This is a genomic window from Kitasatospora sp. NBC_00374, assembly GCF_041434935.1.
Lineage (GTDB): Bacteria > Actinomycetota > Actinomycetes > Streptomycetales > Streptomycetaceae > Kitasatospora.
Map to the genome: position 1 here is coordinate 3355941 of NZ_CP107964.1, position 23069 is coordinate 3379009.

General features: G+C 73.5%; 25 protein-coding genes. 9 read left to right on the forward strand and 16 right to left on the reverse strand.

Features of this window, described 5'->3' with window-relative positions:
• Positions 1-86: 86 nt before the first annotated feature.
• Positions 87-662 carry a DUF2017 domain-containing protein gene (locus tag OG871_RS14990; RefSeq protein ID WP_371497267.1) on the reverse strand — a complete coding sequence of 192 codons (576 nt, stop codon included), beginning with the start codon at positions 660-662 and terminating at the stop codon, positions 87-89.
• A gap of 52 nt (positions 663-714) precedes the next feature.
• Entirely contained in the window at positions 715-1008 is a 294-nt protein-coding gene (gene clpS, locus OG871_RS14995; RefSeq protein WP_371497268.1) for an ATP-dependent Clp protease adapter ClpS, read from the reverse strand.
• Between the two features lie 134 nt (positions 1009-1142).
• Between clpS and OG871_RS15000 the strand changes: the two genes are divergently transcribed.
• Positions 1143-2483 (forward strand): nicotinate phosphoribosyltransferase, encoded by a 1341-nt coding sequence (locus OG871_RS15000; RefSeq protein WP_371497269.1) that lies wholly within the window; start codon positions 1143-1145, stop codon positions 2481-2483.
• Positions 2484-2586: 103 nt separating this feature from the next.
• Positions 2587-3177 carry an isochorismatase family protein gene (locus OG871_RS15005; RefSeq protein ID WP_371497270.1) on the forward strand — a complete coding sequence of 197 codons (591 nt, stop codon included), beginning with the start codon at positions 2587-2589 and terminating at the stop codon, positions 3175-3177.
• A gap of 18 nt (positions 3178-3195) precedes the next feature.
• On the opposite strand, the gene OG871_RS15010 is transcribed toward OG871_RS15005, so the two are convergent.
• A complete protein-coding gene (locus tag OG871_RS15010; protein ID WP_371497271.1) occupies positions 3196-4224 on the reverse strand; it encodes a hypothetical protein in 1029 nt (342 codons plus the stop codon).
• Positions 4225-4537: 313 nt separating this feature from the next.
• On the opposite strand from OG871_RS15010, the gene OG871_RS15015 reads away from it, so the two are divergent.
• The gene (locus OG871_RS15015) at positions 4538-5062 is read left to right on the forward strand and encodes a hypothetical protein (RefSeq protein WP_371497272.1); all 525 of its coding nucleotides are present in this window, start codon (positions 4538-4540) and stop codon (positions 5060-5062) included.
• Here OG871_RS15015 and OG871_RS15020 read toward each other — a convergent pair.
• A complete protein-coding gene (locus tag OG871_RS15020; protein WP_371497273.1) occupies positions 5037-5303 on the reverse strand; it encodes a hypothetical protein in 267 nt (88 codons plus the stop codon). The two genes, OG871_RS15015 and OG871_RS15020, sit on opposite strands and share 26 nt — an antisense overlap.
• Positions 5304-5318: 15 nt before the next feature.
• On the reverse strand, positions 5319-5975 hold the full coding sequence (locus OG871_RS15025) for a hypothetical protein (protein ID WP_371497274.1): 657 nt from the start codon (positions 5973-5975) through the stop codon (positions 5319-5321).
• Positions 5976-6211: 236 nt separating this feature from the next.
• Here OG871_RS15025 and OG871_RS15030 point away from each other — a divergent pair, with 236 nt between their 5' ends.
• The gene (locus OG871_RS15030; protein ID WP_371497275.1) at positions 6212-6664 is read left to right on the forward strand and encodes a hypothetical protein; all 453 of its coding nucleotides are present in this window, start codon (positions 6212-6214) and stop codon (positions 6662-6664) included.
• 108 nt (positions 6665-6772) lie between these two features.
• Positions 6773-7906 carry a DUF2332 domain-containing protein gene (locus OG871_RS15035; RefSeq protein WP_371497276.1) on the forward strand — a complete coding sequence of 378 codons (1134 nt, stop codon included), beginning with the start codon at positions 6773-6775 and terminating at the stop codon, positions 7904-7906.
• Positions 7907-7918: 12 nt separating this feature from the next.
• Here OG871_RS15035 and OG871_RS15040 read toward each other — a convergent pair whose 3' ends face one another.
• The gene (locus OG871_RS15040; protein WP_371497277.1) at positions 7919-8449 is read right to left on the reverse strand and encodes a DinB family protein; all 531 of its coding nucleotides are present in this window, start codon (positions 8447-8449) and stop codon (positions 7919-7921) included.
• A 129-nt stretch (positions 8450-8578) separates the two neighbouring features.
• Between OG871_RS15040 and OG871_RS15045 the strand changes: the two genes are divergently transcribed.
• Positions 8579-9100: a GNAT family N-acetyltransferase gene (locus OG871_RS15045; RefSeq protein ID WP_371497278.1), complete on the forward strand. Its 522-nt coding sequence runs from the start codon at positions 8579-8581 to the stop codon at positions 9098-9100.
• Positions 9101-9196: 96 nt separating this feature from the next.
• Positions 9197-10150, forward strand: a complete 954-nt coding sequence (locus OG871_RS15050) for a transglycosylase SLT domain-containing protein (protein ID WP_371497279.1) — start codon at positions 9197-9199, stop codon at positions 10148-10150.
• Between the two features lie 64 nt (positions 10151-10214).
• On the opposite strand, the gene OG871_RS15055 is transcribed toward OG871_RS15050, so the two are convergent.
• From OG871_RS15055 to OG871_RS15075, 5 genes are all read right to left on the reverse strand, one after another.
• Positions 10215-10406 (reverse strand): hypothetical protein, encoded by a 192-nt coding sequence (locus OG871_RS15055; RefSeq protein WP_371497280.1) that lies wholly within the window; start codon positions 10404-10406, stop codon positions 10215-10217.
• Between the two features lie 91 nt (positions 10407-10497).
• Entirely contained in the window at positions 10498-11895 is a 1398-nt protein-coding gene (gene mycP / locus OG871_RS15060) for a type VII secretion-associated serine protease mycosin (RefSeq protein WP_371497281.1), read from the reverse strand.
• Between the two features lie 88 nt (positions 11896-11983).
• The gene (locus OG871_RS15065) at positions 11984-13402 is read right to left on the reverse strand and encodes a hypothetical protein (protein WP_371497282.1); all 1419 of its coding nucleotides are present in this window, start codon (positions 13400-13402) and stop codon (positions 11984-11986) included.
• A gap of 69 nt (positions 13403-13471) precedes the next feature.
• Positions 13472-13978 (reverse strand): hypothetical protein, encoded by a 507-nt coding sequence (locus OG871_RS15070; protein WP_371497283.1) that lies wholly within the window; start codon positions 13976-13978, stop codon positions 13472-13474.
• Between the two features lie 174 nt (positions 13979-14152).
• On the reverse strand, positions 14153-14869 hold the full coding sequence (locus tag OG871_RS15075; RefSeq protein ID WP_371497284.1) for an endonuclease V: 717 nt from the start codon (positions 14867-14869) through the stop codon (positions 14153-14155).
• A 243-nt stretch (positions 14870-15112) separates the two neighbouring features.
• Between OG871_RS15075 and OG871_RS15080 the strand changes: the two genes are divergently transcribed.
• The gene (locus OG871_RS15080; protein WP_371497285.1) at positions 15113-15364 is read left to right on the forward strand and encodes a hypothetical protein; all 252 of its coding nucleotides are present in this window, start codon (positions 15113-15115) and stop codon (positions 15362-15364) included.
• A 27-nt stretch (positions 15365-15391) separates the two neighbouring features.
• Here OG871_RS15080 and OG871_RS15085 read toward each other — a convergent pair whose 3' ends face one another.
• Together OG871_RS15085 and OG871_RS15090 are read right to left on the reverse strand one after the other, a co-directional pair.
• Positions 15392-16105: an RDD family protein gene (locus OG871_RS15085; protein WP_371497286.1), complete on the reverse strand. Its 714-nt coding sequence runs from the start codon at positions 16103-16105 to the stop codon at positions 15392-15394.
• Between the two features lie 90 nt (positions 16106-16195).
• A complete protein-coding gene (locus OG871_RS15090; RefSeq protein WP_371497287.1) occupies positions 16196-17671 on the reverse strand; it encodes an RDD family protein in 1476 nt (491 codons plus the stop codon).
• Between the two features lie 213 nt (positions 17672-17884).
• Between OG871_RS15090 and OG871_RS15095 the strand changes: the two genes are divergently transcribed.
• Positions 17885-18301: an SsgA family sporulation/cell division regulator gene (locus tag OG871_RS15095; RefSeq protein WP_371497288.1), complete on the forward strand. Its 417-nt coding sequence runs from the start codon at positions 17885-17887 to the stop codon at positions 18299-18301.
• Positions 18302-18359: 58 nt separating this feature from the next.
• Here the strand turns inward: OG871_RS15095 and OG871_RS15100 are convergent, their stop codons facing one another.
• The 3 genes from OG871_RS15100 to OG871_RS15110 form a co-directional block, all read right to left on the reverse strand.
• A complete protein-coding gene (locus OG871_RS15100; protein WP_371497289.1) occupies positions 18360-19763 on the reverse strand; it encodes a glycosyltransferase 87 family protein in 1404 nt (467 codons plus the stop codon).
• A gap of 170 nt (positions 19764-19933) precedes the next feature.
• Positions 19934-21481, reverse strand: coding sequence for a cellulose binding domain-containing protein (locus OG871_RS15105; protein WP_371497290.1), 1548 nt, complete (start codon positions 21479-21481; stop codon positions 19934-19936).
• Positions 21482-21679: 198 nt separating this feature from the next.
• Positions 21680-23062 (reverse strand): sensor histidine kinase, encoded by a 1383-nt coding sequence (locus OG871_RS15110; RefSeq protein ID WP_371503316.1) that lies wholly within the window; start codon positions 23060-23062, stop codon positions 21680-21682.
• Positions 23063-23069 lie beyond the last annotated feature (7 nt).

Here is a 23069-nt window from a genome sequence, read left to right on the forward strand (position 1 = left end):
TTTCCCGGTATCCGGCTCGGCGCCCGGGACGGGCGCAGGGCGCCGGGGGCGGAGCCGTCCCGCGGGAGCGGCGGCGCGGGCCGGGCTCAGCCGGACATCGCCTCCAGCAGCGTCTCCTGGAGCTCGCCGAGCCAGACGTAGGCCATCACCAGCGGTTTGCGCTCGTCGGTGTCCGGCAGCCGGTAGAGGCCCTGCTCGTCCTCCTCGGTGACCTCCAGGCGGCTGCCCAGGGTGAGCCTGAGGTCGTTGAAGGCGCCGAGCCAGTGCCGGCAGTCGCCGGCCTGGATCTCGAGCACCCCGCCGTCCTCGCCCAGGCCGTCCAGGGCGCGCACCACGGCCAGCGCGTCCTCGCGCTTGCGGGCCCGCAGGTCCACCTCGGTGTAGCGGCGGAACTCCCCCGCCATGGCCCGGGTCTCCGAGTCGGCCGGCTCGCCGGGCTCGCCGTAGGCGTCCGGGAAGAGCCGGGCCAGTGCCGGGTCCTGCGGCGCCTCGGTGGGCCCCTCGGCGAACAGCGCCGCCAGCGGATCCTCGCTCTGGCCACCCGGGCCAGGCCCGATCAGCTCCAGCATCTGTACTTCGAGCGTGCGCAGGATGGAGACCTCGAACTCGTCCAGCGCGATCGCCGCACTGCCGCCGCCCGCGCTCTCGAACAACCCAGCCATGAGTTCCGATCAGCCCGTCTTCTCGTGTGGTGGTGGGGAGGGTGTGTGTGGATCAGTCGTGCTGGAGGGTCGCCCACAGTCCGTAGCCGTGCATGGCCTGGACGTCGCGCTCCATCTCCTCGCGGGTGCCGCTGGAGACCACGGCGCGGCCCTTGGTGTGCACGTCCATCATCAGCTGCCTGGCCTTGTCCTTCGGGTACCCGAAGTAGGCCTGGAACACGTACTGGACGTAACTCATCAGGTTGACCGGGTCGTTGTGGACGATGGTCACCCACGGCGTGTCCGGCTCCGCCACCGGCTGGCCCTCGACCTCGGGCCGTTCGATCTCCACCGGGGCGACACTCACGACTGTTTCTCCCTCGCCGAACACGACCGTCTGTGCCTCTCATGCTTCCATCCGGGGGACGTGCGAGCGAATCCGGGTCAACACGCGACAGAGAAATCGTCAAACTGACGCTAAGTGGTAGTAGCATCATCACCATGGACGCCATCACCGCGAGCCGGTCCACCGCGCTGCTCACCGACCGGTACGAACTCACCATGCTGCAGGCCGCCCTGCGCAGCGGCGCAGCACACCGCCGCTCCGTCTTCGAGGTCTTCACCCGCCGCCTGCCGGGCGGCCGCCGCTACGGCGTGCTGGCCGGCACCGGCCGGGTGCTGGACGCGGTGGAGGCGTTCCGTTTCACCACCCCGCAGCTGGACTGGCTGGCCGACCAGCGGGTCGTGGACGAGCCCACCCTGCGCTACCTCGCCGACTACCGCTTCAGTGGTGACATCCACGGCTATCCGGAGGGCGAGGTCTACTTCCCCGGCTCCCCGCTGCTGACCGTCGAGGGCAGCTTCGCCGAGGCGGTCATCCTGGAGACGCTGATCCTCTCGATCCTCAACCACGACTCGGCGATCGCCGCCGCGGCCTCCCGGATGACCACCGCCGCGGGCGACCGCCCGTGCATCGAGATGGGTGCCCGCCGGGCCCACGAAGGCGCCGCCGTCGCCGCCGCCCGGGCCGCGTACGTCGCCGGTTTCGGCGCCACCTCGGACCTGGAGGCCGGCTTCACCTACGGCATCCCCACCACCGGGACGGCCGCGCACGCCTTCACCCTGCTGCACGACAGCGAGCGGGACGCCTTCACCGCGCAGATCGACTCGATGGGCCGGGGCACCACCCTGCTGGTGGACACCTACGACCTGGCGGAGGCCGTACGCACCGCCGTCGAGGTGGCCGGACCGGGCCTGGGCGCCGTCCGGATCGACTCCGGCGACCTCACGCTGCTGGCCCACCGGGTCCGCCGCCAGCTGGACGAGCTGGGCGCCACCAAGACCCGGATCATCGTCACCTCCGACCTGGACGAGTACGCCATCGCCGCCCTGGCCGCCGCCCCCGTGGACGGCTACGGCGTGGGCACCAGCCTGGTCACCGGCAGTGGGCACCCGACCTGCGCCATGGTCTACAAGCTGGTCGCCCGGGCGAGCGGCCCGGACGGCGAGCTGGTGCCGGTCGCCAAGCGCTCGGCGGGCGGGAAGACCAGCGTCGGCGGACGCAAGTGGGCCGCCCGCCGCCCCGACGCGGACGGCGTGGCCGAGGCCGAGGTGGTCGGGCTCGGCCCGGTCCCCGCGGAGCTGGAGCCGCACCTGCTGCACGTCCCGCTGATCACCGCGGGCGAGGTGGTCGGACGCGAACCGCTGAGCGCCGCACGTGAGCGCCACCTGCGGGCGATCGCGGGGCTGCCGCTGTCGGCGACGCAGCTGTCCAAGGGCGAGCCGGTGATCGTGACGGAGCAGCCGGCCGCGGCGCAGGTCGCCGCGCCGGTCGGCGTCTGACCGTGCTCCGGGGGGTGCCGCGGGCCTTTCGCCTACGCGCGTCACTCCCTAGAGTTCATAGCCCCGGCCCCAGCACCCGAGACCACAACGAGAGAAGCCAGCCATGCACCGCGCCCTGATCGTCGTCGACGTGCAGAACGACTTCTGCGAGGGCGGCAGTCTGGCCGTGTCCGGCGGTGCCGAGGTCGCCGCCGCGATCACCGACCTGATCGCCGAGTCCACCCCCGGTTACGCCCACATCGTCGCCACCCGCGACCACCACATCGACCCCGGTGCGCACTTCTCCGCCGAGCCGGACTACGTCGACTCGTGGCCGGTGCACTGCGTGGCGGGTACCGAGGGGGTCGGGTTCCATCCGAACTTCGCCCCGTCGGTCACCTCGGGCGCGATCGAGGCGGTCTTCGACAAGGGTGCGTACGCGGCCGCGTACAGCGGATTCGAGGGCCGCAACGAGATCGGGGAGAACCTCGCCGAGTGGCTGCGCTCACGGGGGGTGGCCGAGGTCGACGTGGTCGGCATCGCCACCGACCACTGCGTCCGGGCGACCGCCCTGGACGCCGCCCGCGAGGGGTTCGCCACTCGCGTCCTGCTCGACCTCACCGCCGCGGTGGCCGCCCCGACGACGGCGGCGGCCCTGGACGAACTCCGGCTGGCCGGAGTGGAGTTGATCGGCGAGCCGATGGTGCGCAGCTGACTTGCACGGGCCGCGCGGTCAGCGTTCCGTCACCAGCAGTTCGACGACGTCCTCGCCGCCGGCCTTGAACGCCTCCCGCAGCTCGCCGCCGACCGCGTCCGGTTCGGCGGCGAGCCGCTCTCCGGACACGTACACCACCCGCACCCCCAGGTACTCCATCCGGTGCTGGCCGCCGCGCACCCAGGCCGCCTCGCCCTCGCTGACGCAGCGCAGGTCCGAGTCGACCTCGACGGCGACGGCGGCCTGCGGCCAGTAGAGGTCCGGCACCGCGATGTGGGTGCCGCCGCGCATCCGCAGCTCGGGGCCGGCCAGCGGTGCGGGCAGCAGCCACTCGTCGACCAGGTCGCCGAGGCGCTCCAGCACCGACTCCCTTTCGGTCGCGAGCAGTTCGTCCAGCGCGGCCCGCACCCGGGGCTCCTCCAGCAGGCCGGCCTCGGCCAGCTCGGCCGACAACTCCCTGAGCGCGCCGCCGGACTCGATCCGGGAGACCGCCTCGCGGAGGACCGAGCGCAGCAGGCCCGGGCCGATCAGGCCGGCCTCGAAGGCGCCCGAGTCCGTCCACTCGCGCACCGCGTCCGACACCGCCCGGGCCACCGGGGCGCAGGCCAGGCCGTGCACCGACCGGGCCACCAACTCCCTTTCGGTGCGCCGGATCCGGACCTGTCCGGCATCGCGCAGCCGGCGCTGACGGGGCACCAGCACCTCCACCCCGATGACGGCGGGCAGCCGCGGCATCGAGACGAAGCCGTACAGCGCGAGCGCCGCCGCGCCGGTGATCACGGCACCCTCCCGGCCGCCCTCCTCCCGGCCGTTCTGTGCCGCGTAGAGCAGCGCGGCCCACATCCGCTGCTCGGGGGTCGGCTCGCTCTCCTGCAGCAGATAGACCCGGGGCAGCATCCGCTGCCATGGGCCGCCGCGCCTGCAGTGGTCGCTGACCACCCGGGTGGGCACTCCGCGGGCGCGCAGTTGACTGGCCGTGATCACGTTCTGCTGCCGCCTGGCCAGCTCTTCGAGGGACACGGACTGGGAAGGAATCTGGTAGCTCATGCCGACACCCTCCCCAACAGCCCTGCCACGGCATCCACGACCTGACGACCTGTTACCCAACCGTCGCGAAACCGGGACTGCCCTGCACTAAAGTCCCCATACCCTCACCCATTTGGCGGATCGGACGTTCATTCAGTTGCCGGATTAGATCGGACTTGACGGGTACCATCCGATATTCAACGGAATGATCATCACTGCGGCCGAAGCACCCCACCACCTTGACCAGGTGATCATGACGGAGAGTGACCATGGTCGCACGGTGAAGCACCAACCCGGAGTCGGACGCTCCCCGGCGATTGCCTACCATCAGCTCATGCCACGTGACGAAACCTCCGGCCGGCGCACTGCCCAGCTGCGCCTCGGCCGCCTGCCCGGCTACGTCCGCCGACCGGACCTCGCCCGCCGCAACAGCGAGGACGGCCGCGCATACAAGAAGGGCTGGGAGGTCCGCTTCACGGCGCGGACGGAGGAGGAGATAGCCGAGATCCGCGAGCTGGTGATCGCCGCGGGCTTCGCCCCGGCCCGGCCGTTCTTCAAGGGCCACCAGCTGATCCAGCCGGTCTACGGCATCGCGGCGGTCCAGGCCTACCTCGCCGCCCGCGAGGCGGCCGAGGCCGTGGACGAGGTCGCCCGCACCCGCCGGACCGACGCCCCGCTGAGCATTCCCGGGCAGACCCGGCGGTCGGCGGCCCCCGCAGCCGCAGCCGTCTCGGCAGCCGCCTCCGCCGCCGCGACGGCCCGGCAGGCGCACCTCGCCGAACACCTGGCCGAGCAACTGCCCGAACACCTCTCGGAGGACCGGAGCAGCGACGTCAGCCCAGCCGGTCGTCCATCCTGAACGTGTAGCAGGCCTCGGATCCCGGCAGGTTCCCGCCGGCCGCCGGGAGGCCGGGGCGGCGGTCGAGCGGTCGGCCCGGCGGCGGGTTCTCCGGCTCCCGGGCCGGGAGCCCGGAACGCTTCGGTCCGACGTCGATCGGCGCCCCGGCGCCGATCCCGCAGGACTGCGGCGACAGCGGGCTCTCGGCGACGGTGACGGCGATCGGGGCGAGCGGCAGGCCCGTGACCCCGCCCGGCGTCAACCGCGCGTGACCGGCCTACACCTCGCACCGCCACCGGGCCGGGCCCGCCCCGGCGGGACGGACCGGGGGGCGAACGGGGAGGGCGGCCGGACAGTTACCCGAACCGGCCGCCTGCGGCCTGGGGGGCCGTCCCGCGACCGTCGCAGGCGTCCCTGAACCGGCCCCGAAGCCGCTATGACGCGCCGTCAGGTCCGGATCCACCACCACCTCGGCCTCCGCGCGCAGGGCGTGCCCGACCCAGCGCATCCGGACCGCGCCCGCCCCGCGCACCCCCGCCACCGCGCGCAGCTCCCGCTCCGCGGCGTCCACCGGCGCCGGGTCCACCGCGTCCACCAGCCGCCGGCCGGCCTCCCGCAGCGAACCCCGCAGCGCGGCCGGGATCGCCACCGTGATCGGCAGCCCGACCACCGGGTCCGCGTACCGCGGACCCGCGCCGCTGCCTGCGGCGCCGACCAGGGCGACCGAGCCCGAGCGCGCCACCGCGACGGCCTGGACGGCCGCGGTGAGGCCCAGGACGAGCAGCGAGACCCACAGGGTGCGCAGCCCGTCCGCCGAGGCCTCCAGGGCCGCGTCCACCCGTTCGGGTGTGTCATGGGTGTGCGGCTTGAGCAGATGCCCGAGCCGGTGCCGCAGGCCGGCCCACCCGCGACGGTGGTGCCGATGCTCTGCCATGCCGACCACGGTGACACAGGGGCCCCCTTGCAGCCACTGCCGTTGTACCACCGCTGACCAGCTGCGACCTGGTCGCAGGCGCACCCACTGCGCAGAGCTGACCGGTCGTCAGCTATCGGCCGGATCGAGCCCCACTCCCGGTCATCTCAACGGACTTGTCACCCAATGCAGCGGGGCGAGGGCCTAGAGTGAGCGGAATGTGCGCCCCGCCGCCCCGATCAGATCGAGAGGCAGATGTGACTGACCGTCATGTCCAGGCCGAAGTACCGGCGGCTGCCACCCGGGCCGGCGACTTCCCCGGCATGCCGGTGGAGTTCGGCGCCTTCTGCGAGCTCCACCGGCCCCGGTACCTCAGCTACGCCCGGGTCTGGTTCGCCGACCCGGACCAGGCCGCCGCCGTGGTGCGGCGCGCGCTGGGCAGTCTGGCCTCCGTCTGGTCCGAGGTGCTGGTCGGGCCCAACCCCACGGCCGCGGCCTGGGAGATCCTGCGCACGACCATCACCGAGCAGCGGGCCCACTCCGTCCCGTCCGGTCTGCGGCCCGGACCGGCCGACGAGGACCTGGCGATCCTCCACTACGTGGTCGGGCTCGCCACACCCGAGATCGCCGACGTGATCGGTACGGACGCCGCCAGCATCACCGGGCGCCTGCGCCACGCCCGCCGCAGCGCCCCGGCGGAGGAGGTCTGAGCGGACGGGTGCGGCTCCCGCCGGGTGATCGGGATCACCCGCGCGCCGCCTCCTGACGGGCCGCCGGCCGGCGAATGATGATCCCAGCCGACGGAACGGAGCCACCGGATGTCCACCGTGCCGACCGCACCGGACCAGCCGGGTGCCGGCAGCGCCCGGCCCCGCGCGCACGCCGTCGCCCTGGTCGAGCAGCAGGCCCGCGCCTGCGCCGAACTCGGCTCCCCGCTCTACGCGGCACTGCTCGACCAGGTCGCCCTCGACCTCGCCGCCGGCGGCCCCTGCGCCGCGGCCCTGGCCGGGCACGAGGCCGACCCGGGCCCCGCCGCGGTCGCCCTGCGGCTGCTGGGCGCGGTGCACGCGCTGGTCCTGACCGGGCGCGCACCCGGCCTCGCGGCCCACTACCCGAGCGCCGGCGGCACCTTCGACCCGGGCCGGCCGGACGCCGCCTGGCCCGCCTTCCGGGCTGCCGTCGCCGCCGACCTGCCGTGGGTGCGCGACTGGCTGACCAGGCCACCGCAGACCAACGAGGTCGGCCGCGCCAACCTGCTGATCGCCGGCCTGCTGCACACGCTGGCCGCCGAGGGCTCCGGCCCGCACCCGGTCCGGCTGTTCGAGCTCGGCTCCAGCGCCGGCCTCAACCTCCTCGCGGACCACTTCCGCTGCGAGGCCCCCGGCTTCTCCTACGGGCCCGCCGACTCGCCCGTCGTACTCACCGATGCCTGGCAGGGCCCGCCGCCGACCCCGTCGGCCGGGGCGGCGCCCCTCGACTTCACCGAGCGCCTCGGCTGCGACCCGATCCCGATCGACCCGCGCTCCCCCGACGGCGCGCTCGCCCTGCGCGCCTACCTCTGGCCCGACCAGCCCGCCCGCGCCGCCCGGCTCGACGGCGCCCTGCGGCTGGCGGCCCGGATCCCGACCCGGGTCGAGGCGATGGGCGCGGCGGAGTTCCTGCGCGGTGTCCGGGTCGCCGACGGAGCGCTCACCGTGGTGTGGCACTCCGTGATGCGCCAGTACGTGTCCGCCGAGGAATGGGCCCTGGTGGAAGGCGAGTTGGACCGCCTCGCCGACGCCTCGACGGCGGCCGCGCCGTTCGCCCACATCGCCTTCGAACCGCGACGGGCCGGCGAACTGCACAGCTTCGTCCTCACCGTCCGGGCAGGCCGCGGGCCCGGACGGGTCCTCGCCGAGGCCGCCCCGCACGGACTGCCCGCCCGCACCGTCGACGGTCGCGGCGCCGACTGAGCATGGCGCGGCTCAGCCGCGTACCCCGGTGACGTCGTGCAGGTGATGGACGGGGTCGTGGATCAGATAACGGGCGAACGACGCCACCGTGAACCGCGCCCCGTCACCGCGCACGCCGGTCCGGTGCCACTGTGCGCCCCCCACGCCCTCGAAGGAGCGCGCCAGCACCTCGGCCGCCGCCGCCAGGTCGACCGCCACCCGGGCCGGATCCTGCTCGCCGTACCGCTCGGCCACCGCCGTCTCGTCCTGGTCCCAGTTCGGGAAGGCCGGGTCGTCCCGGTCGAGCATCAGACCGAGCCGGACGTCGAACAGCCGGAACACGTCCCGGACGTGGCATGCGTACTCCAGGGGCGACCAGACCTCCGGGCCCGGCCTGCGCCGAAGCTCCGCCGGGTCGCCCGCGAGCAGGTCGGCCCACGCCGCCGCATTGGCCCGCACCATGTCCGCGACGGCCTCCGGGGCCACCGCCGGAGTGTCCAGCCCGCAGTCGGCGCAGGCACGTTCGAGGACCCAGGTCCAGTCCTTGGTGTCAGGAGTGATCATGGCTCAAGGATGACCCGGCACCCGGCCCGCCACCAGCGGTCCGACCGCCATCCGACCGCAAGATGCCGCCAACGCCCGGGGGCACCAGCGACCGGAAAACGGCTTGCCCGCCACCGCAGAATGAACACCGTGACCAGTACCTCCCCCGTTCTCCCCCCGCCGCCCGGACCGGCCGCCTGGGACATCTCCCCCGTTCCGGCCGACCACCCCGACGCCACCACCGTGCTGCGCGAGTACACCGACGAACTGATCAGCCGCTACTACGACCGCCCGGCTCTGGAGTCCGAGATCGACACCTTCGCGGGCGACATCGCGGACCTGTTCGAGCCGCGCGGCCTGCTCCTGGTCGCCCGCGCCGGCACCACCCCCGTCGGCTGCACCGGAATCCACTGGCTCGAGGACGGCGCGGCCGAACTCACCCGCGTCTACGTACGCTCCACGGCACGACAGGGCGGCGGCGGCGCCCGGCTGGTCGCCGCGGCCGAGGAGACCGCGCGCGGACGCGGCGCGCGACGGATGCTGCTCAACACCCGCAAGGACCTCACCGAGGCCATCGCCCTCTACACCAGACTCGGCTACCGCCCGACCGAACCGTACGGCGACGACCCCTACGCCGAACTCTGGCTGGCCAGGCCGCTCGTCGCCGGCTGACCCACCGTCCCCCGGGCGACGCCGCGTTACCGAGCCGTAGGATGTGGCCCGCCCTGCCCGTTCCGGGGCGGGCCACATCACTCGGGGGATCCACACATGACGGCCAACGGCCCGCGCAGAGCCGCACTCTGCCTGATATCGGTCACCATCGCCGCCGCGCCACTGGCCGGCTGCGCGAAGAAGACCGAGCACCACGCCGACGCCCCGCCCGCACCCGCGGCCGTCGTCACCACCGCCCCGGAGAGCTCGCCCTCCGCCTCGCCCAGCCCCACCGAGTCGGCCACCGGCAGCCCCTCGCCGAGCGCCTCCCCGAGCCCCTCGGCCACCCCGAGCACGCGCGCCTCCGCCTCGCCCACCCCCGCCAGGACCACCGCCAAGCCGGTCACGGCCGCCGCCCCGCCCCCCACCGCCAAGCCCGGCCCGGTGGCGCCCCCGCCGCCTCCGGCCCCGCCGCACACCCCGCCGCTGCAGAGCGGCTGCACCCCCAGCCACACCGGGACGGACGCGCCGCGCGCCGCCGTCGGTGACGCCCTGGCCGCCGCAGCCGCCCAGTCCAGGACCCTCTCGCTCGGCAACGGCGGCACCGACCGCCTCCCGCCGCTCCCGACCGCCCTGGTCAAGGCGATCGCCTGGCAGGAGAGCGGCTGGCAGTCCACGATCCTCGCCTGCGACGGCGGCATCGGCACCATGCAGATCATGCCGACCACGGTGAGCTGGATGAACACCAAGTTCGGCACCAAGAGCGACGTCAACACGCTCAACGGCAACGTCCAGCTCGGCGCCCAACTGCTCGACTGGCTGGTCGCCTACTACGGCGACTCCTGCTTCGGCGGCAACTACGACCTCTCCCCCGACCCCGTCACCGGCAAGACCCCCCTGCTCGACCTGGTCGTCGCCGCCTACAACGCCGGCGCGGGCAACGTCCACTACAACACCACCACCGACCCGGCCACCGGCACCACCGTCGGCACCTCGGTGATCCCCAACCCCGCGTACGTCGCCAACGTCAAGGCCATCATGGCCAAGGCCCCCTGGACCACCGCCGGCTGACGGGCGGTCCGCGCCCACAGCAAAGCCGGCCCCGGCCACGAAGGCCGAAGCCGGCAGGCCTTCCTCAGCCACCGTCGCGCACCGCGCAGATCGCGTCCACCAGACTGCCCGAGACGGCGAACGGAAGCAGCGCCGAACAGACCGCCGCCTCCTCCTCGTTCGTCGGCCCGTCCGCCATGGCGGGGCCGGCCCCGCCGAGGACGCCGAACGCGGCGGCCGAGGCGAGCAGAGTGAGAACGGCGAGCTTCTTGAACATGACGGCCCTTCAGGTAGACGGCGACTCGTGGAGCCATCTCTTACCTGAAGGGCCGATCACATGGGACAACCATCCGCCGTTCGAGGGCGTGTCACCGCTGGTACGGATTACCGCCCGGCGGGGCGGGGGGCTGCTGCGGCGGGTACTGCGGCGACGGCTGCGACTGCGGAGCCCCGTACCCCTGCGGGCCGCCCGGCGGCGCAGACCCGTACGCCACCGGCCCGCCACCCGGGCCACCCGGGCCACCGGTGCCGCCGCCCCCGCCACGAGAGCGCCGCACCAGGAACACCACCAGCCCGACCACCACCAGCAGCCCGACCACACCACCCGCCACGGCAACCACCGGGAAGCCGCCGCCACCGTCATCACCCTTGGCCACATCCCCGCCACTGGCCCCCGCACCGGCCGGAGCACTCGGCACGGGCTTCGGCGAAGCAGCACCCCCGGACGGCGCGGCCGACGCACCCTTCTGCGACTCGACCCGCCCCAGCAGCGGATTCTCCTTCGCCCCACCGTCAACCGCCGGGTTGGCAGCCAACGCGGCGCCGGGCGAAGCGATGCCGTACCCATAGCTGCTGTTCGGCACCGCCGACTTGTCGGGCGGAGCGACCGCCGACTTGATCATCCGGTTGATGACCTGCCCGGCCGAGAGATCCGGATACTTGGCCCGGACAAGCGCGGCAATGGCAGAGACATAGGCGGTGGCGTCGGATGTCCCGTTGGAAGTCGTGTACGCGGTGGTTGACTTGATCCCTGCACTGGCGATGCCGACTCCCGGCGCTGCCAGTGTCATCTCAGGGCCCTTGTTGGACTTCTCCCAGATGGTCCCGACATCGTCGATGGCCGAAACCGCGACAACGCCAGGGTAGGCAGCCGGGTACGAGACGGGAGAGCCATGGTTGCCAAGGTTTCCCGCACCTGCGACCAGAACGATGTCCTTCGAAATGGCGTACTCGACAGCAGCACGTGTCTCACGGTCGGACGCCGATCCACCAGCAATCGACAGGTTGATCACCTTCGCGCCATTGTCCGCGGCGAAACGAATGGCTTCGGCGAGTTTCGTCTCTCCCGATTCAGCCTCGCCAGCGTCATTGAGACCGACCCTAATCGGGAGGATCTTGGCCTTCGGGGCCAGCCCCATGATCCCGGACTGTCCCGCATGGCCGTGACCCGCGATAATACTCGCCATGGACGTGCCGTGGCCTTTTACATCAACCCGCCCGTCGCCCTGTTGCCCCGACAGATCCGCACCTGGCAGGACCTGTCCGCTGAGGTCTTCATGATTCGACATCACACCGGTGTCGATCAACCCGACGATGACTCCGTCACCCTGACTGATAGGCCAAACCCTGGTGTCCGCCCCGTAGCTTCTGAGCGGCCACTGCGCATCGCGAACGCTATCCGCATGTGCAGGCATCACGCCTGATCCCCACAACATTGCACCTGCAGCCAGTACAGCCGCAATGCGCATCGGTTGTTTGCTCGCCATGCCCTGTCACCCCAATCATCGAAGCAGCCGCCCGCGACCCCGAGGTCGCGGAGCGGCTGTCAGCTCGGACCACTAGTTGGCAGCTGGGTTATTCCACCACGTTGGGGTTGACGGTCTGTCCGGGCGCCCAGGTCTCCTCGTCCTCGACGAGGTAGTCCGGACGCTCCTTCCCCTGCTTCTTGTCCTTCTTGCCGGCCTGCGTTCCTCCAGGCATACCGTGCGACTGCCCTGCTGTCCCCGAGCCGCCTTGCCCGCGGGCCCGGCCGAGGCCCGAGCCGCCTTCGGTGAAGGCCTGCTTGCCTGTCCCGCCGCTTCCGGACTCGCCCACCAGGCCGCCTCCCTTGCGCACAAGGCCCGATGAAGCTCGCCGATCTGAACCCGCTCCGCCACCGGAGGCCCGACCAAGGCCGTTGTGGCCATCCATGCCACCTGCTCCGAAGCCTGCCGTGCCACCCCGAGCGGAACTACCACCCGCACCGGCCGCTCGGCCTGTGCCGCCTCCGGCCCCTCCGTTTAGTCCCTTCTGGCTCCCCGTGGAGCCGGTCCCCCTGGCGGCGCCGCTCCCACTGGTGGTGTTGCCACCCTTGAGGTCGAGCCCTCCGGAAATGCCGCCGCCCGCGTGGCCGTTCGAACCCGGTCCCAGGCCTCCGCCCGCCCCACCCGGAGTGAACACCCCGGTCTTTCCTCCAGGACTCCCGACATGCACACCGTCGATACCGGTGCCGGGGCTGGTGGCCACAGGAGATTTCGAGCTGTTTGAGGGGTTGGCGGTGCCGCCCTTGATCCCGGGATCCGCCGGGCCCGGCGAGGCGGCCTTGGGTGACGAAGGAGATCCGGTGAGGCGCGGCCCAGAGGACCGCTGCGACGGGGCAACGCTTCCCCCGGGCTGGCCGGAACCCGCAAGTCCCATCCCGCCGCCCATGATCAGGGCGCCGAGGGCCCCAGTGCCACCGGAGTCGGGCGGCTGCAAGTCTTCGACGTCGTTGCTGACATCCAGTTTCTTGGGAGGCTTCAGGTAGTTCGTCGTCGCCCGGTACTTGCTGGCGAGGGTCTCCATGACCGCTACCGCCTGGGCCTTCTTCTCGTCGGTGACGGCGGTGCGGGTGTCCTCGTCGTCGACGCCGACGGTGGTCTTGGCGGTGTCGCTGATGGCGTCGCCGGCCTTGTCGAGCCAGCTGGGCTCCTCGGGCATGTCCCGCTTGGCGGTGTCGATGGCCTCGGACATCATCTGCATGGCCGCCGCGGCGTCGTTCGCGTATGCGGCCGCGTTGTTGACCGCGTTCGCGAGCTTCGTCATCTTCGAGTAGAAGGCGTCGCTCGTCGAGCCCTCCCAGGAGGAGGTGGCGTCGGCGGATGCGACGTTCAGCGCGGTGCGGATCTGCTTGAGGGTCTCGGTGGCCTTGCGCCAGGGGTCTCCGGCGGCCATGACGCCGCCGGAGTCCATGGACTGCACCATGCTGCGCATGTCGCCGTGGCTGTAGCCGTGGAAGTTTGTGTACTCACTCATTGTCGGACGCCTTCCGTCCCCGTCCCGAAATCGGCCTCGTGCCTGCGGTCCCGCCCGGGACCGTGATCGCTACCACGACGGCTTCGGCTCTCCGCTGCCCGACGGCGACGAGGTGCTCGCCGGGGAGGTCGGGGATGCCGTGCCGCTCGGCCGGGGGTGTGAGCCGGCCGTGGTGGTGTTGTACGTGACCTGGCTGGTGGTGGAGGGGTTGCCGACCGACCAGCCGTCGGAGCCGACCTTGAGGGTGCGCGAGGTCTCGTGCTCCTGCTCCTCGTAGTTGACCGCCGTCAGGTCCGCCTTGCGCTGTGCCTCGTCGATCGCGTCGTAGAGCGCGTTGAGGACGTCGCGGAGCCCGTCCCGCATCTGCTCGTACCTGTCGTGGAGCGCCTGCGCTTCCGGGAAGTTGCCGAAGGCGTTCGAACCGACGCCGCTCTGGCCGTGCACCCGTGTGCCGTCCGCCGCGGTCTGGAACTCGCCGAGCAGTCCTCGGACCTGCGTGGCGAACGCCCTCAGGCCGTCGACCTCCACGCGGTAGCCGGCGCCGGAGCCGCCGGTTGATCCGGTCCCCGTGCTCACGTCGTTGTACCTCCCCCGTACCGGTGTGGCGGGCTGGTCTGGTGCCGTCCGCCGCCGCTCACTCGCCGTTGCCAAGCTTCAACCCATATGTCTAACACATGCGACGCGCTGTCAGAACGGGGGCTCGTGTCCCAACCGTCGTCCGCTGCGCGGGTTTGCCGGTGTCAGGGGTGTCTACCTGTGGGTTCCCGGCGGCGGGGTGCCGTATGCCTGCTGGGCCTCGGCCAGGCGGCGCCGGCAGAGGGAGTCCGCGTGGCGGGTGGTCTCGGGGAGCCGGTAGGCGGGGGCGAGGGCGAGGGTGGTGGCGACGGCTTCGGGGAGGCCGATGCGGTGGCCGACGGAGACGAAGACCGGTTTCACACCGCGACGGGTGCGGACGGCCCGGCCGACCTCCTCGGTGCCGTCGAGCAGCGGGGACCAGGATCCGCGCTCGGCGTCGGGCTGGTGGTGGGTGAAGGTGAAGGGGGTCTTGGCGACGCCGATGGTGGCCAGGCCGGTGAGGACGCCCAGGTGGCTGGCGAGGCCGAGGCGGCGGGGGTGGGCGAGTCCGTAGCCGTCGCAGACGACGAGGTCGGGGGTGGCCCTCAGGTCGGCCAGGGCGTCGAGGACGGCGGGGAGTTCGCGGAAGGCGAGCAGTCCGGGGAGGTAGGGGAAGGCGATCCGCCCGGTCGCGGTGGTCTGTTCGACGACTTCCAGGGTCGCGAGGTCGAGCAGCACCGCGGCGGCCACGACGAGGTCCCGGTCGTCGTCGTAGGCGACGTCGACGCCCGCGACGAGCGCGCCGTCGGCGGCCTGCGGGGCGGGCCCGACCGGGACGACCAGCGGGCGCAGCCGTTCCTGTTCTGCGCGCGCCTCGGCCTCGTCGGCCGGCCAGTCGGCGGGTACGGGCATGGTTCCCCCAGGGTGGTACGGGTTCGGCGGTCTTCGTGGACACCGTACCGAGCCGCGCCGACGGGCCGGACCCGAGCGCGTCGCCCCCGCTTCGGCGGGCCGGTATGAGCCCGTGCGCCCCCTCGTGCTTCTGCATATGCCCGGATCGGCCGATTAGGCTGATGAGGCTGGACTTACCGACCTACCGTCATGGGTAGTTCCTCAGTACGGACGCCCACCCTCCCGCGCGAAGGACTGACCGCCATGCCGCGCCCCACCACCGCCCAGCTCAGCACCGGCATTCTGATCGTCGTCGCCACCACGGTGGCCCTGCTCGCCGTCTCCGGTTCGTCCGGGGTGTTCGAGGTCGCGGTGCTGGTGGCGTTCGCCATCGCGCTCGGGACGCTCACCACGGCGTTGCTCATGTCGGTGGCCGCGCAGCGCCGGCCGGCCGCCGAGTCGGGGCTCGGCGAGCCTTCCGGGGTGGCGCGGCCGGAGTACGCCCGGCAGGGCTGACCGGGCCGGCGGCGGTCGGCCGGGCCGTCAGGCGGTCGAGATGACGACGGTCTTGGCGGCCTTGTCGTGGATGCACTGCCGGTACGGCTTGTCGAAGACGCCGAAGAACCCGTCGACCGGCCACCACAGTCCGCCGCAGCAGATCACGGCGGGCAGGACGAACGTCGCCGATCTGATCCACCCGGCGTTGGGCGTGGGGGTGCTGCCGTCGATGAGCATGGCGACCCTGAGGTGGAAGAGCTTCTTGCCGACGGTCTGGCCGTCCCGGCTGAGCATCAGGCCCTCGTAGACCAGGAAGAAGGCGTAGCCGAGCCAGATCGGCCCGATCCAGCCGTTCTGCCGGCCGAGGTCGGAGAAGGGCAGCGACACCACGACGGCGAGGGCCTCCATCATCGCGAAGTCGAGCACCTTCGCGATGATGCGGTTGGGCCAGGTGGCGAGCGGTGGCATGCCCGGCACCGGGCCTGTGCCCGACTCCGCGTACGGGCCGGTGGCGGGCGGCGGAGGGGCCGCGCCGTACGGGGAGCCGTGGGGCGTCCCCGGTGCACCGGGGGGTGCTCCGTAGGGGGCGCCGTAGCCCGGCGGGGTGCCGTAGGGACTCTCGCCCGGGGGTGGGGGCGGCGGGGGCGTGCCGGGTGGGTCGGACGGCGCACCTGACGGCGTACCCGCCTGCGGGGGCTTGTCGAAGGAGGGCTTGTCGCCCCCCTCCTGCTCGTTGCCTGAGGGGTCGGAGGTGCTCATGACCCGAGTAGAACATCGGAAATACTACGGCGTTGGGATATTTCGTCCGTTTTTGATGCGTTTCACGGTCGGACGATCCGTCAACGCCCGTCAGGCGCGCACCACTCTGGTCCGGCCGGCGCGGTCCTGCAGGCCCCGCCGGGCCCTCCGGTCGAGCAGCGGCCAGAACAGGCCGAGGACCAGCACGGCGGCGAGCTGGCCGACGATCCAGCGGAGCAGCGAACGGGCGGGGCGCGGCGGCTTCGGGCGGGTCCGGCCGGCCGGGCCCTTCGCGTCGACCACCCTGATCCCGGCGATCCGCTTGCCGAAGGTCTGGCCGGTGCGGGCGGTCGGCAGGACCTCGTACAGGACGCCCAGCAGCACCAGCAGGCCGAGGAGTGCGGCCGCCTTGCCGACGACCACCGAGTCGACCATCCACACCTGGACCGCCCGGCCGGTGAGGTACGAGCGGAGCTGGGCCTGGTCGAGCTTGAGCTGAAGGTGGTCGACCGTGGACGCTGCGAGCGGGACCGCCGCCGCGGCGCCGACGACGGCGACCACGACCGTGTCGATCGCCCGGGCGACCAGGCGCCGGCCGAGCCCGGCGGGCGGCAGCGCCACGGGCCTGCGCACGGCGGGCTTCGCGGCTACGGGCTTCGCGGCGGCAGCCTTGGCAGCAACAGGCTTCGCGGTGGCGGCCTTGGCGACGGCAGGCCCGGTGACGGCGGCCTTGGCCGCGCCGGACCCGGGAGCAGCGCGTTCGGCAGTGGCGCGTTCGGCAGCGGCGGGCCGCGCGGCCGCCGGCTCGGCGACCACCGGCTCGACCTTCGTCGCAGCGGGCCCGGCACTCCGCGGCCCGGGCGCGGCGGGCGACGAAGCCGGGGCGGCGGCCGGGGCGGGCGACGAAGCCGGCACGGGCGGTCTGACGGTGCCGGGTAACACGGCCGCGGGCCCGGCCTCCGACGTGGCAGCATCCTCCGCCGTCTCCGCTCCCTCGGTGCCCAGCACTCCCCAGGACACCCACCGCGGCGCCGTCCCGGTCTCCAGCAGCCCGCGCTGCGCCGTGGGGTCGGCCCGCCAGCCGAATCCCTCGGGGCCCCGGACGCCGCCGCCGGGCGCGACGGCGAGCGGGCCCGGCGGTACCGGTTCCAGACCGGTGCCCACGCCCTGCCCGGGCACATCGACCGGCGGCCGGTGCGGCTCGACCAGCGCCCGTGGCCGCAGTTCGAGCTCCGCCTGCGGGGCCATGGTGAACGCGGCGCCCGCCCCGGTCTGGTCGAGGAAGACCGGCCCGGTCTCGTCGGCGGCACGCCGCGCCTCGGGTTGCGGGTGTCCGGCGCCCCCGGGCGGCCCCGGGACGGCCGGCGGCGGCATGTGGCGGGGCGGGGCGACCGGCGGGGCCTGCCGGGCGGCGAAGTGCGGCGGTGCCAGGTACTCGCCCTCGGCGGGGGCCCGCCGGCTGGTGCCGGGCACCCAGGCGGTTCCGCCCCAGTACCGGACGAAGCCGGGGATGGAGGGGTCTGGGTAGTAGCCCGGCGTCGGGCCGGCGGCCGTGTCCGCGCCGGCGGCGAATGGCCGGTCCGTCATCCGTGCTTCCTTCGCGCCCGCACCGGGCCGGATCGAGTGGCGCAGGCGGAGAGTCGCCATGCAGTCACAAAGGGTAGTACCTTCGCCGCGCGCTCTGCCGGGTTCGACGGAAAAGAACCCCCGGGAATGTGTGTAAGAGATCCTGTCCACCGTCCTCTCTCCCGGTGGAGGGGCTGAGCGGCAGCCGCTCCGGAAGCGGAGAGGAACACGGTCATGGAACGGTCCGTCAGTGTGGTGGAGCAGGAGCTCGACCTCGACCTGGTGCTGTCGCCCGAGCGCAGCGTGCCCGTCCCGGCCCGGCTGTCGTACGGGAGCCACGACCCGTTCGCGGTGCACATCACCTTCCACCTCGACACCGGGACGCCGGTGACCTGGGTGTTCGCCCGGGAGCTGCTGGTGGAGGGCACCTTCCGCCCGTGCGGGCAGGGCGACGTACGGATCTGGCCGACCCGCTCGGGCCGACGAAGCGTGCTGTGCATGGCGCTCAGCTCGCCGGCCGGGGACGCGCTGCTGGAGGCGCCGCTGGCGATAGTGGCGTCCTGGCTGGAGCGTGCGCACCGGCTGGTACCGCCGGGGGCCGAGCTGGGGGCGCTGGACCTGGACGGCTCGCTCGCCGACCTGCTGGCGTGAGCCCGGGTCGGTACCGGGACCCGGGCCCGGTCGGCGGCCCGCGGCGGGCGGCGCGCCCTCAGGCCTGCTGCGGCTCGCGCGGCTGCTCGTCGGCCGGCGTGTCGGAGCCGGCCGCGCGGTCCCGGCGCTGCTGCGGCAGCTGGAGCAGCGGTGCGCCGGCCGCCCGGCGGCGGGCGGTGACCCGGAGCGCGCCGAGGGCCAGGAAGCAGATTCCGACGAGCGGGTAGACGTCCGCCGGGAGCTGGTGGAGCAGCGGCAGGTGCAGGTCGAGGTCACCCTTGTGGGGGACGACCCACATGCCGAAGGACAGGAAGGCGAGCAGGGTCGCGCCGAAGATCGGCCGCCAGCGCAGCCGCCGGACGGCGGTGGGGCGGGAGTGCTCGTGCGCGGCCTCGGCGGCGAGCAGGACGAGCATCGGCACGCACCACACCCAGTGGTGGGTCCAGCTGATCGGGGAGATCAGCACGGCCGTGACGGCGGCGCAGCAGACGCCCCAGGCCTCGGCGCGCGGCGTCCAGCGGCCGCTGCGGTGGGCCCAGCCGGCGACGGCCAGGCCGGCCAGCGCGACGGTGGCACTGGCCAGGGTGGCCAGGGTGCCGGGGTCGGCGCTGTGCAGCAGGCGGGCGACGGCGCCGCGGACGGACTGGTTGTCGACGATCTCGGTCTTGCCGACCCGGGTGGAGTCGTAGAGGTACTTGGTCCAGAAGCCCCAGGTGGCGTCGGGCAGGACGGCCGCGCCGAGGGCGAAGGTGGCGAGGAAGGTGAAGCCGGCCACGAAGGCGGCCCGGACCCGGCCGGTGATCAGCAGGTAGACGGCGAACAGGCCGGGGGTGAGCTTGATCCCGGCGGCGATGCCGATGGCGACGCCCTTGCTGCGCCTGCCGTCGGGGCGGGTGAGGTCCCAGAGGATCAGGCAGGCGAGGACGAGGTTGATCTGCCCGTAGCGCAGCGTGGTGAAGACCGGCTCCAGCCAGACGCCGAGGCCGGCGACCAGCACCACGCCGATCGGACGCAGCTCCCGGCGCGGCCAGCCGACCAGCTTGAACGACAGGTGGGCGAGCAGCCCGATCAGGACGACGTTCCCGGCGGTGATGGCGACCCGCAGGAACCCGACGCCGAACCAGGTGGTCGGCACGAAGAGCATCGCGGCGAACGGCGGGTAGGTGGCGGGCAGGTTCCACTCGGTGACGCGCAGCGCGTACAGGTCGCGGCCGTCCGCGACGGCGGCGCCCTCGGCCCGGTAGACGATCATGTCGACCATCGAGGTGCCGACGAAGTGCCGCACGGTGGCGTAGCCGAGCAGTGAGAACAGGGCCAGCGCGGTGGCGAGGGCGAGCGGGCGGCGCGGGGCCTGGCGCAGGGCGGCCAGCGGCGCCGTGAACGGGCGGCGCCAGGCTGCCGGGGCAGGGGGCTGCTCGGGGCGCCGCGGGGGCGTCCTGCGTTCCTCTTGCACCGTGCTCACGTCGTGCTCCGTCCGCTGGTGGGGCCAGCCTGCGACCTTACCGGAACGGGCCCCGCGGGCCACCTGCCGTGCGGGCGGCGCGGACCGGCCGCGGGCGGTGCGCCGGCCCGCTCCACGGCGCTGCCCCCGGGACGGTGGCGGTGTCCCGGGGGCAGCGGTGCGGCGGGTGGTCAGCCGTTGTACGAGCCGAGCGCCCGGGTGAAGTCGAGCGGCTGCTGGGCGATGCTGCTGCAGGTCGCGTCGGCGAAGCCCTTGGCGCCGCCGGGGCAGGCCTTGTCGCGGGTGCCGGACCACATCGAGAGCCAGGCGAGGTGCTTGGTCTTGGCGAAGTCGGCCAGCTGGGTCGCGTCGGCGACGGTGAAGACCTCGGTGGCGACGTCGTTGACACCGATCATCGGGGTGACCGCGACCTTGCCCCAGGCGGCGCTGTCGCTGACCCCGAGCACGCTCTTGACCTGCGCCTGGGTGGCCGTGGCGGCGTCGATCGCGTACTTGCCCATCCGGCCCTGCGGGTTGGGCGCGACGCCGTCGCCGAAGTCCATCGCCATGATGTTCACGGCGCCGATCTCGACCCCCGCGCTCTTCGCGCCGGCGACCAGGTTGATGCCGTCCTGGGTGAGGCCGGTGGGCAGGGCCGGCAGGGTGAAGGAGACGTCCAGCGCCTTGCCCTTGGCGGCGGCGTTCTTCTGGAGCTGGACGATGGCCTGGGCGCGGCGGCCGTTGGCGGCGGCGTCGGCGATCGCGCCGCCCTCGATGTCGAAGTCCAGCCGGTCGAGCCCGTAGGCGTCGACGGCCTTCTGGTAGGCGGCGGTCAGCTCGGCGGTGGAGGAGCAGGCCAGGGCGAGCTCGCTGCCGTTGGCGCCGCCGAAGGAGGCCCGGACGTCGCCGCCGATCGCCCGCAGGGCGCCGATCTGGGAGGCGACCGCGTCCGCGGCGAGGTCGGAGACGCCGCCCCACTTGGGGGTGCAGCCGCCACCGGAGACGACGAAGGCGAGGTTGAAGTTCTTCACCCCGCTCGCCTTGGCGGTGGCGACCAGGTCGTACGGCGGGTAGAGCGAGGTGTCGACGTACGGGGCGAAGCGGGCGCCGGTGACCGGCGTGGGCGTGCCGGTCGCGGTCGGGGTGGGGGTGGGCGTGGGGGTCGGCTTGGGCGAGGCCGTGGCGGTGGGCTTGGGCGAGGCGGTGGAGGAGCTCGGGGACGGGCTCGGTGCGGGGGTGGTGGGCGCGGTGGTGGGCCGTCCGGAGGGGGTGGGTGCCGGTCCGTTGCCCGCGGTGCAGGAGACGTTGTTGATCAGGCAGTTGCCGGGTTCGGCCTGGGCCGCGCCGAAGCCCTGGACCACGAAGCCGACGTCGACCGTGCGGCCCGGCTCGATCCGCTTGTTCCAGTCCTCGGGCTTCACCGTGACGTGCCGGCCGGAGACGGTGAAGCCGGCGTTCCAGAGCGAGGAGACGGTGGCTCCGGCGGGCAGGTCGAAGCTGAGGGTCCAGCCGTCGATCGCGGCGGTGCCGGGGTTGGTGATCACGTACTGGCCGGTGTAACCGCTGTCCCAGGTGCTGGTGCGGCTGTACGCGGCGCCGACCGAGGCGGCGCTCGCCGACGAGGCGAGGGCGACCAGGCCACCGGCGGCGACCGCGGCGGCGACGGCCGAGGCGCCGATCAGCGTGCCCTTGCGGTTGCGGCGGCGGTGTCCGGGGCGGGTGGGCTGGCTCGTCGTCATGGTCGGCGTACCTCCGGGGAATCGACCGTCGTACCCGGGGTCAGCGACCCCGGCGCCGCAGACGCTAGCGAGCGTGGAAGGGACGAATCGGACAGCTGAGGCAGGGGTAGCGCTGGCTTAGGGTCCGGTTAAGGAACTCGCCCCGCGTACCCGCCGCGGGCACCCCGGGACGGCACTCGGCGGGGCGAGCCGTGCCGTTCAGCCCCGGCGGGAGGCGCCGGCGAACCGGGCGCCGCGGCGGCGGGTCCGACGCGGCAGGGCGGACTCCGGGCGGGTCTGGATGCGCAGCCGGATCTCGGCCCCGCCGAGCCCGGCCGAGCGTCCGAGCGCGACGTCGCCGCCGGTGGTCTCGGCGAGCTTGCGGGCGATGTCGAGACCGAGTCCGGTGGAGCCGTCGCCGCCGTGGCCGGTGCCGCGCTCGATCGCGGTGTCGGGGTCGACGAACCCCGGTCCGGCGTCGCCGACCAGGACGATCACCGAGTCGGGGGTGGCCATCAGGTCGACCGAGAAGGCCGTGCCGATCGCCGTGTGCCGGAACACGTTGCCGAGCAGCGCGTCCACGGCGGCGGCCAGGTCGACGCGCTGGACCGGGACCAGGACGGCGCCCTCCGCCCCCGCCAGCTGCCAGGGCCGGCCCTCGTCCTCGGCGAGCGCGGACCAGAAGCCGACCCGCTCGCGGATCACCTCGACCGCGTCGCAGCCGAGCGTGACCGCGGGGGCGTCGTCGGGGGCGCGGCGGGCCGAGCGGATGATCTGGTCGACCTCGCGCTCTAGCTGGGAGACGGCGTGCCGGGTGGCGTCGGCGGCGTCGCCGTCGCCGAGCGAGGCGGCGTTGAGGCGCAGCACGGTGAGCGGGGTGCGCAGCCGGTGGGAGAGGTCGGCGGCGAGTTCCCGTTCGGCGGCGAGCAGGTGGACCACCCGGTCGGCCATGGCATTGAAGGCCTTGCCCGCGTCGCGGAGTTCCTCGGGCGCGTCGGCTCCCGGCCCGCCCTCGACGGGCACCCGGACGGCGAGGTTGCCGGCGCCGAGCGAGCGGGCGGCGGCGGCCAGCCGGCGGGCGGAGGAGACGATCCGGGCGCCCATCCGGTCGGCGACCAGGACGGAGATGGCGACCAGCGCGAGCGCGACCAGCGAGAGCACCAGCCAGGCGGTGGTGACGCCGTGGCTGAGGTCGCCGTCGGCGACGTGCACCTCGACCACCGCGATCCGGCCGTTGTCCACGGCGACGGGCTGGAGCAGGTCGAACCCGCCGGGCACGGCGACCGTGAAGGACCGGCCCTGCCGCTCGACCGTGCCGAGGTCGTCGGGGTTGGCCCGGGCCGTGCCGACCGCGGTGCCGTCCGGGAGGTGGACGGCGAGGCGGTCCCGGGCGCCCGCGTCGGTGGAGGCGATCGCCCGGGTGATGGCGTCCTGGTCGGTGGTGATGGCGAGGGCCGGGCCGAGGGCGGCGGCCTGGCGTTCGGCGGCGGTGAAGGCCCGGTCGCGGGCGGTCTGCTGGACCATCAGGCCGAGCGGGATGAGGAAGGCGAGCGCGACCATGGTGGTGCCGGCCACCGCTGCCTTGATCATGGCCCAGCGCAGCGAGCGG

Excerpts from the sequence above, each read along its gene's own strand:
- OG871_RS14990 (WP_371497267.1), bottom strand. The coding sequence starts at position 662 with ATGGCTGGGTTGTTCGAGAGCGCGGGCGGCGGCAGTGCGGCGATCGCG.
- OG871_RS15000 (WP_371497269.1), top strand. The coding sequence starts at position 1,143 with ATGGACGCCATCACCGCGAGCCGGTCCACCGCGCTGCTCACCGACCGG.
- OG871_RS15005 (WP_371497270.1), top strand. The coding sequence starts at position 2,587 with ATGCACCGCGCCCTGATCGTCGTCGACGTGCAGAACGACTTCTGCGAG.
- OG871_RS15010 (WP_371497271.1), bottom strand. The coding sequence starts at position 4,224 with ATGAGCTACCAGATTCCTTCCCAGTCCGTGTCCCTCGAAGAGCTGGCC.
- OG871_RS15015 (WP_371497272.1), top strand. The coding sequence starts at position 4,538 with ATGCCACGTGACGAAACCTCCGGCCGGCGCACTGCCCAGCTGCGCCTC.
- OG871_RS15025 (WP_371497274.1), bottom strand. The coding sequence starts at position 5,975 with ATGGCAGAGCATCGGCACCACCGTCGCGGGTGGGCCGGCCTGCGGCAC.
- OG871_RS15035 (WP_371497276.1), top strand. The coding sequence starts at position 6,773 with ATGTCCACCGTGCCGACCGCACCGGACCAGCCGGGTGCCGGCAGCGCC.
- OG871_RS15040 (WP_371497277.1), bottom strand. The coding sequence starts at position 8,449 with ATGATCACTCCTGACACCAAGGACTGGACCTGGGTCCTCGAACGTGCC.
- OG871_RS15050 (WP_371497279.1), top strand. The coding sequence starts at position 9,197 with ATGACGGCCAACGGCCCGCGCAGAGCCGCACTCTGCCTGATATCGGTC.
- OG871_RS15055 (WP_371497280.1), bottom strand. The coding sequence starts at position 10,406 with ATGTTCAAGAAGCTCGCCGTTCTCACTCTGCTCGCCTCGGCCGCCGCG.
- mycP (WP_371497281.1), bottom strand. The coding sequence starts at position 11,895 with ATGGCGAGCAAACAACCGATGCGCATTGCGGCTGTACTGGCTGCAGGT.
- OG871_RS15065 (WP_371497282.1), bottom strand. The coding sequence starts at position 13,402 with ATGAGTGAGTACACAAACTTCCACGGCTACAGCCACGGCGACATGCGC.
- OG871_RS15075 (WP_371497284.1), bottom strand. The coding sequence starts at position 14,869 with ATGCCCGTACCCGCCGACTGGCCGGCCGACGAGGCCGAGGCGCGCGCA.
- OG871_RS15080 (WP_371497285.1), top strand. The coding sequence starts at position 15,113 with ATGCCGCGCCCCACCACCGCCCAGCTCAGCACCGGCATTCTGATCGTC.
- OG871_RS15085 (WP_371497286.1), bottom strand. The coding sequence starts at position 16,105 with ATGAGCACCTCCGACCCCTCAGGCAACGAGCAGGAGGGGGGCGACAAG.
- OG871_RS15090 (WP_371497287.1), bottom strand. The coding sequence starts at position 17,671 with ATGACGGACCGGCCATTCGCCGCCGGCGCGGACACGGCCGCCGGCCCG.
- OG871_RS15095 (WP_371497288.1), top strand. The coding sequence starts at position 17,885 with ATGGAACGGTCCGTCAGTGTGGTGGAGCAGGAGCTCGACCTCGACCTG.
- OG871_RS15105 (WP_371497290.1), bottom strand. The coding sequence starts at position 21,481 with ATGACGACGAGCCAGCCCACCCGCCCCGGACACCGCCGCCGCAACCGC.